This is a genomic window from Myxococcus sp. CA033 (genome assembly GCF_013336625.1).
Lineage (GTDB): Bacteria > Myxococcota > Myxococcia > Myxococcales > Myxococcaceae > Myxococcus > Myxococcus llanfairpwllgwyngyllgogerychwyrndrobwllllantysiliogogogochensis.
Genome location: NZ_JABUMU010000004.1, coordinates 197,911 through 212,384 on the forward strand (window position 1 = coordinate 197,911; position 14,474 = coordinate 212,384).

Genomic DNA, 14,474 nt, shown 5'->3' on the forward strand with positions numbered 1-14,474 from the left:
CGAGGTGGCGCGGGCTCAGCGGCCGCGCGGCGCGCGGAACTCGCGCGTCACCGTGGCGCCGGCGGTGATGGTGACGTCGAAGCGCTTCTCGCCCAAGGGGTGCTTGAACAGCAGCGTGTACGTGCCGGGGGGCAGCTTGTAGGAGGCGCGTCCCGAGACTTCGCCCAGGCGTCGCCCATCCAGGAACACCGTCGCGTACGGGGTTGCCCGGAGTTGGAGCAGGCCCGTCGCGCTGGGCGCGGCTCGCGGCGTGGATTCCGAGCGGACCTCCGGGTCGACGGCCTTCGAGCCGATACCAAGAACGGCCTCTCGCTTCAGGCCTTCCACTTCCACATCCGACTCGGAGGGCACCGGCTCGGGGCTCGCGGCGGACGGAGTGGTGCCTGATGCGACGGAGCCCGGCTCGGCCTGGGACGGCGTCACGGCGGGCACCGGGCCGTTCGTCTCCTTCACGACACTTCCGCCAGGCTCGCCCCCAGGAGGCGCGCTATCGGTGGGCGCCGGTGGGGTGGCTCCGGTGGGCGTGCCGTCCTTCGGAGCGGCGGCCAAGGGGCCGTTGCCAGTGGTGGCCGTCTCCGTCGACGGGTCTCCTCGGAGACCATTCATCACCCCGGCCCCCACGATGAGCAGCAGCCCCAGTCTCATGGTGAGACCCAACATGCGACGAGGCCGGAGCCACACCGAGGGCTTCGGCCTTCCCGGCGAGGTATCGGTGACAGTGGGGACCTCGCTGCCGGAGAGGGACTGAGGCCCCCCCTCTCGCGCATCCAGCACGGGCGCTCGGGTCGAAGGTGCGGTCGACGCGTGCCCACTGGAGGTTGCCCCGGCACCGCGCTCCTTGGAGTCACGCTGTTCGTGAGAGGCGGTCGACAGCTCAGGAGCCACGGACGCAGACACGACATCGGCACGCCCGGAGTTCGACGGGAGGGCCATCTCCGAGGCGGGCGTCAGCGCATCGGAGGAGTCCCGCTCGCTAGCATTCGCCGGGAGATCCTCCTCCCAGGCGCCGTCTTCCTCGGAGTCTTCCCACGAAGCCCCGATACTCCCCTGCTTCGCAGGGCTCATCGCGTCTGCCTCGCGTGAGGGACGCACGGCCTGCCCCGACTCGGAGTTTTGTCCGGAGGGCTCGACGTCGCCGCGCGCCACCTCGTCGCCACCCAGCGAGGAGCGCTCCGACTCGGCGCCTCGCGACGAAGCATCGGAAGGAGCCTGCGTCGCGACCGGCGCCAGCCCACCCGAACGGCTCGGTGTCTTCGTGGGCACCGACGTGCTCTCGGCGCGGAGCCCAGCGCCAGTGCCCGCTGAGTTCATCGCCACGGATGCCAGCTCGCCCGAACGGCTCGGCGCCTTCGTGGGTGCCGATGTGTTGTCGGGGTGAAGCCCTTCCCCCCTCGAACCATTCGCCACGGGCGACAGCCCACCCGAACGGCTCGGCGTCTTCGTGGAGGCCCGCGCGAAGTCCCCCTCCCCCTGCGAACCACTCGCCACGGGCGACAGCCCACCCGAACGGCTCGGCGTCTTCGTGGGCACCGGCGTGACGTCGGAGCGCGGACCTCCACCGCCCCCCTCCTCCGACGAAGCCACGGCGGGCGTCCCCTCGGGACGGCTCGGGCGCACCGTGGCGATGGGCGCGGCCAACGGCGGCAGCGGCGCGTTCGCGCGAGGCACGGGTGACGAAGCCACCGCGGGCAGCGGCATCATCGGCGTGGCCATGGGTGGCAGCGGCACGGACAGCGCCTCCACGTCCTCACTCCGACGGGGAAGCACGAACGTGGACGCATCCACGTCCTCATCGGGCGAGGACGGCACCGCCACCCCCACGCGTCCCGCCGCCATCACCGCCGTGGGTTCCCTGCGCGGCGCTGGCACATCGTCATCATCGTCGTCGGGAACCGGCGTCCCCTGGACCACGTGCGTGCGCTCCTGCACCGTGGGCATCGCCTGCGTGAGGCTCCCGGGGAACAGGCGCCGCAGGAAGGCTCCCAGGTCCGTGTCGTCCACCGACGTCGCGTGCTTCAACACGCACTGGGCCAGGGCCCGCTCCAGCTCACCCGCCGTCTGGAAGCGCGCGGACGGGTCGCGCTCCAGCGCGCGCATCACCACCGCGTCCAGCTCCGGGGGCACCTCCGGGTTGAGCCGGGCCGGCGGAGCAATGGCGCTGTGCTGCACCGCGCGCAGCACCGCCAGCTCCGAGTCCCCGTCGAACAACCGCCCGCCCGTCAGCATCTCCCACAGCACCACGCCCAGCGCGAAGAGGTCCGTGCGGGAGTCCACCGCCTCCCCTCGCGCCTGCTCCGGGGACATGTACGCGAACTTGCCCTTGAGCACTCCGGGCTGCGTCAGCTTCTTGCCGGCCTTCGCGATGCCGAAGTCCGTCAGCTTCACCGCGCCGTCGTATGACAGCAGCACGTTGTGCGGCGTGACGTCCCGGTGCACCAGGTCGAGCGGCTGCCCGTTCACCTTCAGCCGATGCGCGTAGTGCAGCCCCCGGGCCACCTCCGCGCCAATGTGCGCCACCAGCATCGGAGGCACCGGGTCCATCATCTCCTTGGACCGCCGCCGCAGCTCCCACAAGGAGCAGCCACGCACGTACTCCATGGCCAGGTAGTACGTGTCCTCGTGCTTGTCGAAGTCGAAGATCTGCACCACGTTCTCGTGGTTCAGCCGCGAGGCCAGCCGGGCCTCCGCGATGAACATCCCCACGAACTCCGGGTCGCTGGCGAGGAAGGCACGCACCCGCTTGATGACGACTTCCTTCTCGAAACCCTCCGCGCCCCGCGCGGTGCACAGGTAGATCTCCGCCATCCCGCCCTCCGCGAGCTTGCGGCGGACGACGTACTTGCCGATCTGCATGCCGGCGACGAGCGTCAAGAGGGCTTCCGGAACATGCGCTATTCGAACTTCACACTCACCACGTTGAGGTCGATGGCCTTCACCTCGATACGTCGACTGAGCGTCTTCTTGAGGTCGGGGTTGAAGAATTTGCAGTCATAGGTGCCGACGCGCAGCTCCACCGCCTCGAACGGCGTCTCCCCCAGCTTCTTCCCTCCGCACGTCACCTCCGCCCACGGCCGCACCGCGAAGCGGACCTTGGCCGTGCGCGTCTCCGCCCGCGACTCCTGCCTCGGAGGACGCGGCGGCGTCACGGGAGGCGCCACCCGAGCCTCCGGATGCAACGTGAAGCGCTCCACCTGCTCCGGCCCCGAGCCCACCGTCACCGTGCGCTCACTCGGCTGATGCTTCGCGGCCTCGACCCGGACTGCCAGCGCCACCCCCGGCGCGGCCTCCAGCATCACCGGCGCCGCGCCCTGCGGCCGCCCATCCACGATGACGACGGCCTGCGCGGGCTGCGCCTCCACCCGCAGCCGCACCTTCGCCACGGCCGCGGGCTCCTGGGCCGGCGGTGCGTTCTCCACGGCCACGGGCGGCGTCTCCGGCACATGCGCCTGCTGCACCACCGGAACCAGCCGCAGCACGCCCAGCGGCACCGGCCCCGTGGCCTGGACCTCCAGCTCCGTCCGCAGCTCCTGGTAGCCCTCGCGCGACAGCACGAGCGAATAACGCCCCTCGGGCATCGCGGGCAGCGTCACCGGCGTGCGCTCCGCCAGCTCCTGCCCGTCGAACATGACCCGCGCCCCCGTGGGCACGGACTCGACGCGCGCGGGCGCCTGCGCGGCGGGCCCCGGCTTCAGCCAGCCCCACAGCAGCACCAGGACCACCAGCCCCAACCCCACCGTGGGAATCCACCACCCCAGCCGCGAAGCCGGGGGCGGCGTCTCCGCCTGACGCCCCGCCGCTGCCTTCTTGCGCCCGGGCCGAGACATCCCCAGCGACAGCGTGGGCGCGTCCTCCTCCTGCTCCTCCAACGCGTCCAGGGCCGCGGCGCCCCGAGGCAGCGGCAGCGCCAATCGTGACGGCCGGGGCAGCGGTCCCGCCATCTCCGGCATTGCCAGCGTCGGCGCGTCCTCTTCCACGTGATGCACGACGGCGGGCATCGGCCGCGTGACGGCGCGCCCCTCCGCCCCCTGCGACTCCTGCTCCCGCGCCTGCGGGTTCGACACGCGCGAAGCAGCACGCCCCTCGACAGGCTTCGGCTCGGTGGCGGCCTTCACGTCCGTCAGCGTCGCGCGCGCGGCGGCGCGGCCATCCATCGTCGGCGCGTCCTCTTCCACCCGATGCACCGGCGGCACCGCGCCCAGGCCCGAACGCGAGGCCCTGTCCGGGGGTGCCGACTCCACCGCGCGGCGCTGCCCCGTCATCCGGGAGCTGGGCGACTCCAGCTCGATGCGCCCCGTCCTCCCCGTGCCACGAGGGCGCAGCGCCGCCGTCTCCCCCTCCGGCGCCACACTGGCGCGAGACAGCGCGGGCCGCAGCCCCGAACGCCGCGAGCTCGCGTCCTGCCGCCCGGAGCCCGACGCCGGATCCGAGTCCTCCATCAACAGCTCGCCCGAGCGCGCCTCCGACGCCAGCCGCTCCGCGTAGATCTCCTTCATGTACGCGCCGACATGGGCCGTCGACGACGGCAACCGACGCTCCGTCAGCCAGTCCTCCAGCGCCAGCTGCAGGTGGACCGCTTCCTGGTAGCGCTCCGCCGGGTCCTTCGCGAGCGCCTTGAGGACGATGGCGTCCAGATCTTGCGGCACGCGCGGCGTCACCTGCGACGGCGGCGCCACCTTGCACTCGGCCACGGCGGCCAGCGTCTGGATGTCACTGGGGCGCTTGAACAGGCGCGTGCTCGTGAGCAGCTCGTACAGCACCACGCCCAGCGCGAAGATGTCCGAGCGACAATCCACGCGCTGCCCCGCCGCCTGCTCCGGCGACATGTACGAATACTTCCCCTTCAGCACGCCCGAGCGCGTGACGGTGGCCTGGTCCGCCGCCTTGGCGATGCCGAAGTCCACCACCTTCACGCCGCCTTCGAACGTGACGAGGATGTTCTGCGGGGACACGTCGCGGTGGACGATGTCCAGCGGCCGGCCCGACGTCGGGTCCGTGCGCTTGTGCGCGTAGTCCAGGCCCGAGCACGCCTCGATGAGGATGCGGCACACCAGCGGCACGGGTATCGGCTGCCCCACGGCCTCCGACTGCTTCCACACCCGCCGCATGTCCTCGCCATGGATGTACTCCATGGCGATGAAGAACGAGTCGTCCTGCGCGCCCAGGTCGAAGATCTGCACGACGTTGGCGTGATTGAGCCGCGCGGCGATTCGCGCCTCGTCCAGGAACATCTTGACGAAGTCGTCGTTCTCCGCGAGGTGCGGAAGAATTCGCTTCACCACCACCAGCTTCTCGAAGCCCTCCGGACCTGGCTGGCGCGCCAGATACAGCTGCGCCATCCCGCCCATGGCGAGTCGCTTCAGGAGCTGGTACCTGCCATACGTTTCAATGGTCACGGCGACCTGACCGCACCCCACGGGGAAAACCCACGGCCCGTGGCCTTCCGGGATCCGGGCGCGGCGAAGCCCGGAGCGTAAGCGCACAGGACAGGGGGGTCAAACCCTTGTAGGCACGGCGGAACCGACAGCGCCGCGATTACCTCCGAGCGGCGCGGACCTCGCGCGACTCCCGCATCAGCGCCTCCAACTCGTCCAGGTGCCGCTTGAGCACCGGCATCAGCACCGGCGCCGCGTCCACCCGGTCGAACAGGTCCAGGACCCGGTCCACCTTACGCTCGATTTCCTGGGCTCGAGCCGGAGTAATCCGGCGGAGCAGCATGTCCGCGCCGGCCTCCATCAGCGCGCGGGCCACGGCGTCCCGGGAAGCGAGCGGCTCTTGCTGTCGGCGGCCCTCACCCTGGATGACCCGCAGGCCCGGGGCGCGCGCCGGGGAAGCGCGACCCGCGCTCGTCGTCTTCGTGTTTTCGGAGTCTGGGGACATCACCGGGTGCCTCCTCGGCGGGCGCGGGTACGACCTCAGGGTACACACCGTGAGGAGCCCTCCAATTTTCTGGTCATCCGCACAGGCGGAAGCAGACCTGTAGCACCCGGGACCGACATGAACGTCGAGGGCCGGATGACCGGCCCTTCGACTGGCTCACACATCGAGCCTGCTCCCCCGCTTCAGCCCGCGTCGCAGGAGCGACGGTAGGAGATGGCCACCTTCGCGCCCGGCGCCGGCACGTTGGCGAAGATGACGCTGTTGGTGGGGGCGTCGTAGCGCCAGCCCGTCGTCACCGGGGCGCCGTCCACCGTCACCGTGACGCTGCCCGGCTCCGGCGCGTCGCTGAGCGGGAAGCGGTCCTGCGCGGAGAAGGCCTTGTTGGCCACGGCGGCCAGGAGGGGCCCGTAGTTGGCCGCGCACACGTTCATCACCTCGCCGCCGGTGCGCGCCGTCGCCTCCGCGTAGCGCGTGCCGGAGCCGCCCGCGGTGCCACACGCCGTCGCCGTGGGGGCAATGGAGTAGAACGTCGCGCGCTGCGGCTGGTTCTGCCCCTTTCGCTGCTGCGCCCACTGCACGTAGGTGTCCACCGCGTCCGGCGAGTGGTCGTCCTCGTCACCCACGAAGACGACGACCAGCGCCGCCGAGTCGCGCAGGAAGCCCAGGTTGCCGTCCTGCGGCACGGGCGTGCGCGGGTCATCCGCGGTGTTCACCAGCGGCGGAGACAGCGCGCGGCGCATCGCCTCGAAGCCCTGCTCCACCTGGGCGCACTGCCCCACCTGCACGTTCTGCTGGAGCAGCGCCGTCAGGTTCGCCATGCCGTTGGTGAGGATGCGGGGCCGGGCGTTGTTGACCGGGAAGAAGCGCCCCGCCTCGCCGCCCTGCGCGCCGCCGGGGCACGTCCCCGACACCGCCGTGATACCCGTCGTGGTGACGGCCACGTGCATGTCCACCTTTTTGGCGAGCGCCGCGTCCACGAACGAGGGGATGGCGGACACCAGACGCGGGTGCTCCTCCACCATGGACGCGGTGTTGTCCACGACGAAGAGGACGTCCACCTTGCTCACGTCCTGCTGGGTGAAGGTGTCCGTCTTGTCCACGCGCTTGGAGGACTCGCCGATGAGCGGCACCAGCAGCGGCGCCGGCAAATCGGACGAGCTCACGAAGAGCGGCGACAGGTTCATGCCGTACACCTGCGCGGCGTAGTCCAGGTCCACCGTGAAGGCCTCGCCCGGCTGCAGCGTGAAGGGCAAGGGCGCGGGCACGCCGCCCACGGTGAACTCGCCATCCGTGGTGCCAGGGCCAATCCACACGTTGGAAACCGACACGGGCATGGTGCACGCGTTGAGGTAGTTCACCTCGCGCGGCTCGGGAGGACAGTCGCGCCGCGCCACGCCCCAGTCCACGTACCAGGGCGACGCCATCAGACACGTCGCCTGCGAGTGGGCCAGCAGCGGCACGAGGATGACGGGATTCGCCGGGTCCATCTGCTCCACCTGGAGCATGCCCGTGAAGTCTCCGCCCGCATGGGGTGCCTGGAAGGCCACCTGGAAGCTGAACCAGTCACCCGGATAGATGATGACGCCGAAGAGGTCCCCACCCGGCATGCGGAAGCTGCCGCCGCCATTGTCGCGCAGCCGGATGTTCTTCACCGGGCACAGGTCCGTGCCCTTGTTCTCCAGCTTCACGCCCAGCACCGCGCCCCGGCCCGGAGGCACCGTGCCGAAGTCCACCGCGAGGGGCGTCACCGTGAGGTCGCAGGGCGCGTGCTCCTCCGCCTCGCCCTGGAAGTCCAGCTCCACGGTCGCCGCCGAGTACGCGTTCGTCGTCATCACCAGCACGCCCGCGGACGAGCCTGGACGCGTGGGCTCGTAGAAGACGGGGATGTTGACCTCCTGCCCCGGCTGCAGCGTGTACGGCATGGCCAGCGGGGTGTGGTTGAACTGGGGCGCGCCGGAAGGGTCCGGCTGCCACGCCAGCGTCTCCAGCGTGAGCGCGCCCGCGTTGGAGGAGCCGCAGTTCTTCACGTTGACGATGACGCGCGTCTTCGAGCCCAGCGGCTGCTTGCCGAAGTCGTACGTCACCGGGGACACGCACAGCTCCGCCGCGCCGCCGAAGCCCTTGAGCTTCACGTCCGTGGTGGGGTGCCGCTTGCTCACCACGTGATAGCGGGCCATGTCCTCCGCGGGGCCCATGTGGCCGGGGCTGTAGCGAATGTTGAAGCCGCGCACCTCGCCCGGCTGGAGCACCAGCGGGAAGCCCGCGTTCGCCTGCGAGTAGGAAGCGTCCAGCCCGTCGAGCGTCAGCGAGGTCACCGTCATTGGCTCGGTGCTGATGTTGCGGATGCGCGACTCGCGGATGGCGTCGCGGTCCACCGGCACCGCCGCGAAGTCCAGCACCGGCGGCTCCGCCACCACCGCCTGCTCCAGCGCCTCCGCCGTCAGTTGCACCGGCACGTCCGCGCAGCCCCGGCACGGCGTCACCGCCAGCACCACCTGCTTGCGGCCCACGCGCACGGGGTTGAACGTCAAGGACAGCTCCGCGCGGCCGCCCGGGGCGACGACCATGGGCCCCGCCACGAACTCGTCGCGGTCCGCGCCGACCAGGCGGGGTGTCACCTCCACCGGCAGCTCCGTGGGGTTCTCCAACGTCAGCGCCAGCGTCTTCGTCGAGTCCGCCTCGATGCGCCCGAAGTCCAGCACCCGGGGCGACACCCGCGCCCACGCGTCGATGCCCAGGCCCGTCAGGGGGATGCGCAACAGCGGTTCAATGCGCGTGTCCGAACGCACCACCAGCATCGCCCCCTGGCCGCCCGCCATCATGGGCGCGAAGCGCACGCGCAGGGCACACGCACTGCCTGGCGCCAGGCTGTGGGGTCCCTCATGGGTGAACTCCGCCCGGTAGGCCCCTTCAGGACCCTCCACCCAGACCTCGTTCACATCGACGGGGGCCCGCCCCACGTTGCGCAGCGAGATTTCGGTCTCGCGTGCATCGAAGAGGGCGACCTTCTCGAAGTCCATCCCGCCCGGGGTCGCCGTCAGACGCCCGTCCGCGAGGGACGACCGTTCGCGATCCGCACACCCCGCAGCCACCAGCCCCAACACCGCGAGGGCCCAAATGCCCCAGCGCCCCGTCATGGCCTCCACCCCTTCCCCACGCCCATCGCCCAGGTCCGCCCACAGCCTCAAACGAGGCGCTGGAGCGGATCAGTTGGCGAAACTAGGCACCCACCCATGGGCGGGCAACCACCCACGAAGGACAATCCCGGTGTCAGGGGGCCCCGCCCCGTTCACTTTCAAATCTTCGGGATTCGCAGCGTCTTGCTGATCATCGCGCTGCCGCTGGCCGCGTACAGCAGCACCAGCGGATGCAACACCACCGGCCCCACGTCCCACGCGCCCCCCAGCAACGTGTCGCCAATACGGCCCATCCACGTGGCCGCCGCCAGCACCATCACCAGCGCGAGGCTGGTGGGGATGGGCGTGCCCTCGAAGTACTTCACCTTCCCCGTCGCGTCCGCCAGCTCCGCCGACGTGACGTTGAAGCGCGCCAGCCGGCTGATGCCACACGCCACGAAGTACAGGAGCACCGCCACGTCCAGCGCCCCCCGCATCCCCACCGCGAAGGCCAGCGCGGCGGGCGCCATGCCGAAGGAGATGACGTCCGCCAGGGAGTCCAGGTCCGCCCCCAGCGGCGACTTCTTGTAGCGCCACCGGGCGATGCGCCCGTCCAGGACGTCCATCACCAGCGCCACCGGCATCAACGCGAAGGCCACCCACAGGAAGCCCACGCGCCACGTGGCCAGGTACTGCATCGCGGCGAGGATGGTCCCCGCGCCCGCGAAGCCGTTGCCGAGCGTCACGAAGTCGGCGAGCACGAAGGTGCGAATCATCGAGAAGTGGCGGCGTGGGCGGCGGGCACGCGGCTGCTCGGTCGTCATATCCGCGTTCTCCTAGCACAGTGAATCCTCACTGCCCGTCCCTCACTGCTGCGTTTCTTGCCGCAGTGCGTCTGACTCCAGGCTCCCAGGAAAAGTCAAACCTCAGAAAACTTTTGACGTGTGGATCAGCCCCTTCCTACGCTCGCGCCCATCCATGCCTCCAAACCAATCCGTGTCCTCTTCGCGGGGGGCGACCTGGAAGTCCGGGCGCTCCCGCTGGCACCTCCCCCTTCTCGCCGGCCTGAGTCTCGCCTTCGCCACCGCATGTGGTGAGGATGATGACGGAGGCCCGGTGACGCCACCCGTGGAAGGCCCTCCGAAGTACGAGGCCACCATCCGGCGCACGGCGCACGGAATCCCTCACATCATCGCCAATGACATGGGCAGCCTGTCCTACGGACAGGGCTACGCGTTCGCCAAGGACCATGTCTGCATCCTGTCGGACCAGATCCTCAAGGTCCGCGGTGAGCGCGCGCGCTACCTGGGGGCGGGCCCCGGCAACACCTACGCGGGCAGCGACTTCGGCTACCGCGTCCTCCAGCTCCAGGAGAAGGCCCAGGCGGCCTTCCCCACCCTGCCGGCGGACATCCAGGAGATGTTCAACGGCTACGCGGCGGGCTTCAACAAGTACCTGTCGGAGACGCCGGCGGCGGAGCTCCCCGCGCCCTGCACCAACGCCCCCTGGGTCAAGCCCATCCAGGGCGTGGACCTCCTGGCCTATGACATCAGCGTGGGCCTCGCGGGCAGCGCCTATCAGCTCATCCTCGCCATCGCCGCGGCCTCGCCCCCCATCCCGGGCGCGGGCTCCGAGGGCCGTCCGGTGCCGGGCAGCTTCAAGGTGGAGCGTCCGGACTTCAGCCAGGTCGGCAGCAACGGCTGGGCCATTGGCGCGGACCGCTCCGCGTCCGGCCACGGCATGGTGGTGGCCAACCCGCACTTCCCCTGGGAAGGCGAGCTGAAGCTCTGGGAGAGCCAGCTCACCGTGCCCGGCCAGCTCAACGTGTACGGCGTGGGCCTGCTGGGCGTGCCCGCGGTGCTCATCGGCTTCAACGACAACGTGGCCTGGACGCACACGTTCTCCTCGGGCCAGCGCATGACGCTCTACGGGCTCCAGCTCGTGCCGGGCAAGCCCACCCGCTACAAGTACGGCACCGAGGAGCGGGACATGACCGCCCGCGACATCACCATCCTGGTGCGGCTGCCGGAGGGCTCGCTGACCAACATCACCCAGCGCTTCTACAGCAGCCACTACGGCCCGGTCATCGTCATCCCCGGCACCGCCCCGTGGACCACGCAGTCGGTGCTCAGCTTCCGCGACACCAACCTGGACAACACCCAGCTCGTCACCCAGTTCGTCGGAATGAACCGGGCCAAGAGCCTGGAGGAGTTCCAGAACGTCTACGCCAACGTCCAGGGCATCCCCTGGGTCAACACCATGGCGGCGGACCGGGCCGGCAACGTCTGGTACACGGACGCGACGCCCACCCCCAACCTCACGGCCACGGCCATCGGCACGTGGCGCGCGGCCTCCAGCGGCCTGGACCCGGCGACCACCGCCATCTGGCAGAGCATGGGCCTGGTGCTCCTCGACGGCAGCAACCCGGAGAACGAGTGGCGTGACGCCGCGGGCGCCCGCGGGCCGGGCCTCGTGCCCTTCAGCGGGGTTCCGAAGCTGGCCCGCCGCGACTTCGTCTTCAACGCGAACGACAGCTACTGGCTGGCCAACCCGAGCCAGCCCCTCACGGGCTTCTCGCCCCTGCACGGCCTGGAAGGCGTGGGCCAGACGCCGCGCACGCGCATGAACGCCGTCCTGCTCACGGAGGAGAACGGCGCGTCCGGCTCCGACTACAAGTTCACCGTGGCGGAGCTGGAGAACGCCATCCTCGGCAACCGCGGCATGACGGCGGAGCTGCTGAGGGATCAGCTCGTCGCGCGCTGCACGGGCAAGACGACGGTGCAGTACAACACCACGCTCGTGGACATCCGCCAGGGCTGCGCGGCGTTGGCCGCGTGGGACCTGCGCTACGACGTGGGCAGCAGGGGCGCGGCCCTGTGGCGCGAGTTCAGCGGCCACTTCAGCATGGGCGCCCTGTCCAACGGCGGCACGGGCACGCTGTTCGCCAACCCGTTCAACGTGGCCCAGCCCATCGCCACGCCGAACACGCTGGCCGCCGAGCCGGCGGCGGGCACCGACCCGACGATGCTCGCCCTGGCCGCGGCGGTGTACCGCCTCCAGGTCGCCGGCATCCCCGTGGACGCGCCGCTGGGTGACTCGCAGTACACCACCCGCGTGGACGGCAAGAAGATCCCCATCCACGGCGGCGGCTCCTACGACGGCACGGCGAACGTCGTCTCGTGGGGCACGCTCAAGTCCACCACGCCCGACTCCGACTTCAGCGCGGTGCGCGGCGCGCAGCTGCTCAACTCCCGCACCAACCTCACGAACACCGGCTACGTCATCAACAACGGCAGCAGCTTCATCATGGCCATGGAGTTCACCGACACGGGCGTGAATGGCCGCGCGGTGCTGACCTACAGCGAGTCCAGCGACAAGAACTCGCCGTACTTCTCCGACCAGACGGAGCTGTTCTCCAACAAGCAGTGGCGGCCCATCGTCTTCACCGAGGAGGCCATCGCCGCCACCAAGGTGGAGGAGAAGAAGATCTCCGGCAACTGACGTCCTCCGGGGCTCCCCCTCTCACGAAGGGGAGCCCCGAGCAGTCCCAAGCCCCTGCTCCGGCGGGGGCTTTTTGCTTTCGCGCGGACACTTGGGGCCCCGGAAGGGAAGTCCTCTGTCCGCCCGGCGATGCCCGCCCTGTCGGGAGGCTACCGCCCCGGCGATGCGAACCCAGGATGCCCTGGCAGACCGCCCGGCACCGCATGGCGTCACGCGGTGAAACGGCCCCGGGGGCAACGGTTCTGCGAAGGAGCGGCGGTTCGCCATGACGACACCCGTCTACAAGACAGCCATCATCGACAGGGTCTTCTTCCTGCGCTGGGAGGCTCCCCCCAACCGGGAGGACATCCAAGCGGTGTTCCAGCAGATGCGCGAAACGCATGAGCGGCTCAAGCCGCCCCTCGTGCTGGTGGCGAGCCTGTCGTCCAGGTCCGCGGTGCCCAACAGCGAGCAGCGCAACAACCTCTCCGCCTTCCAGTCCGACGCGCGACCGCTCTTCACCCAGATTCACGCCATCGTCGAGGGCAACGACCTCCAGTACAACCTCCAGCGCGTCATCATCGCCGGCATCAACATCGTCACGCGCACCCACGACGAGACGCTCCAGCGCGTCCACCAGCGCGCCGAGCAGGTGGCCCCGCTGCTCTCCGACAGCCTGGGCGTGGACGGCTCGAAGGTCATCGAGGAGGCCCGCAAGCGCGGCGTGGTGTGAGACGGGCGAGGGCGCGTCGGCCCGCAATCCTCACGACATGGGCTGACGCGCCGGCAGCTTCGTGGGCCTGACGGCGGCCCGCACGTAGTGGTGGTCGAACAGGTCCACGTAGAGGTACTCCGGCCAGGACACCATCGCGCGCGCGCCGAGCATCACCCCGCGCATCAGCTCGCTCACCATCATCCCCGCGGCCGTCGTCGCTCCGACGACGCAGGTGGGGGCGTGGCCTCGACCCTCGAAGCACGCGTCCATCGCGTCCTGTGACAGGTAGCTCCCCAGGTGGGGAATGATGGCCGGCAGGTCCACGCGGCCATCCGGGAGGATGTAGAGCTGCTCGTACAGCGGCGCATCCGGTTGGAAGACATGCAACGCGGCGCCAAACCCCAGCATCAGCCCCGTCATCGCCGGCACGCCGCGCTCACGACAGGCGCGGTGCAGCGCCTGCTTCGCCCCCGCGCCCGCGATGTCGATGACCTCCACCACGTAGTCCACTGGCGGCAGGCCCTCGCCCCCCGACAGCACGTCCTCCACGTTGGCCTCGGTGATGCCCGCCCCCACACGCCGCAGCCGCAGCTCCGGGTGGATGTCCAGGCACATGCGCCCCACCACCTCCACCTTGGACTGGCCGAGCGTGCTCTCGAAGCAGCCCGCCTGGCGGTTCATGTTGTGCCGCTCGTAGGTGTCGAAGTCCGCCAACGTCAGGCACCCCAGCCCCAGCCGCGCCAGGTCCACCGCGCACTGGCCTCCGGCGCCTCCCACTCCCGCGACCAGGACGTGCGTGCGGGCCAGCCGCTCCATCACCTCCGGACCGATGACGCCCAGGTTGCGCTCGAAACGGGGCTCCACCATGACGCCTCCACTTTCTCCCCACGAGGCGCCGAGGTGCTCGTCGCGCGCGCCGTCCTCCGCCCCGCCGGGAGATGTGGATGTGGTCCTCGATTTTCGGACCCGGGAGGGTGGCGCACACCCAGGTGTTCAGCACTCCCCCTCCCCGAAGGACGTTGTCCGCCGCAGGGCACTCCAGACGTCTTCCATCACGTGATTCGGTCCGGCAAGCCCGCACCGCCGCGTGCTCCTCGGAAGCCACACCCGTGATGCCCCTGCTTCAGTCGTGAAGCGGGTCACCGGAACCACACCCACCAGGGCATGTCAGACGGTTGCTTCACAGTGGACAGCAAGCGTGAAGTCCAGAGATAGAAGGCACTCCAAGGCTTTCGCGTGTTCATTGCCTGGCTTGAATTGTGCTCTGCGGGTGACACGGCACGGGG

The 14,474-nt window shown here is 70.2% G+C and carries 8 protein-coding genes; 2 read left to right on the forward strand and 6 right to left on the reverse strand.

Features of this window, described 5'->3' with window-relative positions:
• Positions 1–15: 15 nt before the first annotated feature.
• The 5 genes from HUA78_RS46410 to pssA all read right to left on the reverse strand — a co-directional run bounded on the left by HUA78_RS46410 (position 16) and on the right by pssA (position 9,817).
• On the reverse strand, positions 16–2,871 hold the full coding sequence (locus HUA78_RS46410) for a serine/threonine protein kinase (RefSeq protein WP_254623702.1): 2,856 nt from the start codon (positions 2,869–2,871) through the stop codon (positions 16–18).
• A 20-nt stretch (positions 2,872–2,891) separates the two neighbouring features.
• Positions 2,892–5,393 carry a serine/threonine-protein kinase gene (locus HUA78_RS13655; RefSeq protein WP_174476447.1) on the reverse strand — a complete coding sequence of 834 codons (2,502 nt, stop codon included), beginning with the start codon at positions 5,391–5,393 and terminating at the stop codon, positions 2,892–2,894.
• A 139-nt stretch (positions 5,394–5,532) separates the two neighbouring features.
• Positions 5,533–5,877 (reverse strand): hypothetical protein, encoded by a 345-nt coding sequence (locus tag HUA78_RS13660; RefSeq protein ID WP_217440163.1) that lies wholly within the window; start codon positions 5,875–5,877, stop codon positions 5,533–5,535.
• Between the two features lie 182 nt (positions 5,878–6,059).
• Complete coding sequence (locus HUA78_RS13665) at positions 6,060–9,014, reverse strand: choice-of-anchor D domain-containing protein (protein ID WP_174476448.1); 2,955 nt, start codon at positions 9,012–9,014, stop codon at positions 6,060–6,062.
• Positions 9,015–9,172: 158 nt separating this feature from the next.
• Complete coding sequence (gene pssA, locus HUA78_RS13670) at positions 9,173–9,817, reverse strand: CDP-diacylglycerol--serine O-phosphatidyltransferase (RefSeq protein ID WP_141643788.1); 645 nt, start codon at positions 9,815–9,817, stop codon at positions 9,173–9,175.
• Between the two features lie 292 nt (positions 9,818–10,109).
• On the opposite strand from pssA, the gene HUA78_RS13675 reads away from it, so the two are divergent.
• Together HUA78_RS13675 and HUA78_RS13680 are read left to right on the forward strand one after the other, a co-directional pair.
• Positions 10,110–12,494, forward strand: a complete 2,385-nt coding sequence (locus HUA78_RS13675) for a penicillin acylase family protein (protein WP_371745570.1) — start codon at positions 10,110–10,112, stop codon at positions 12,492–12,494.
• 265 nt (positions 12,495–12,759) lie between these two features.
• On the forward strand, positions 12,760–13,206 hold the full coding sequence (locus HUA78_RS13680; protein ID WP_141643786.1) for a DofA protein: 447 nt from the start codon (positions 12,760–12,762) through the stop codon (positions 13,204–13,206).
• A 30-nt stretch (positions 13,207–13,236) separates the two neighbouring features.
• Here the strand turns inward: HUA78_RS13680 and HUA78_RS13685 are convergent, their stop codons facing one another.
• Positions 13,237–14,055, reverse strand: coding sequence for a ThiF family adenylyltransferase (locus HUA78_RS13685; protein ID WP_141643785.1), 819 nt, complete (start codon positions 14,053–14,055; stop codon positions 13,237–13,239).
• Positions 14,056–14,474: the final 419 nt, after the last annotated feature.

Coding starts and splice junctions, on each gene's coding strand:
- HUA78_RS13660 (WP_217440163.1), bottom strand. CDS start 5,877: ATGTCCCCAGACTCCGAAAACACGAAGACGACGAGCGCGGGTCGCGCT.
- HUA78_RS13665 (WP_174476448.1), bottom strand. CDS start 9,014: ATGACGGGGCGCTGGGGCATTTGGGCCCTCGCGGTGTTGGGGCTGGTG.
- HUA78_RS13680 (WP_141643786.1), top strand. CDS start 12,760: ATGACGACACCCGTCTACAAGACAGCCATCATCGACAGGGTCTTCTTC.
- pssA (WP_141643788.1), bottom strand. CDS start 9,817: ATGACGACCGAGCAGCCGCGTGCCCGCCGCCCACGCCGCCACTTCTCG.
- HUA78_RS13685 (WP_141643785.1), bottom strand. CDS start 14,055: ATGGTGGAGCCCCGTTTCGAGCGCAACCTGGGCGTCATCGGTCCGGAG.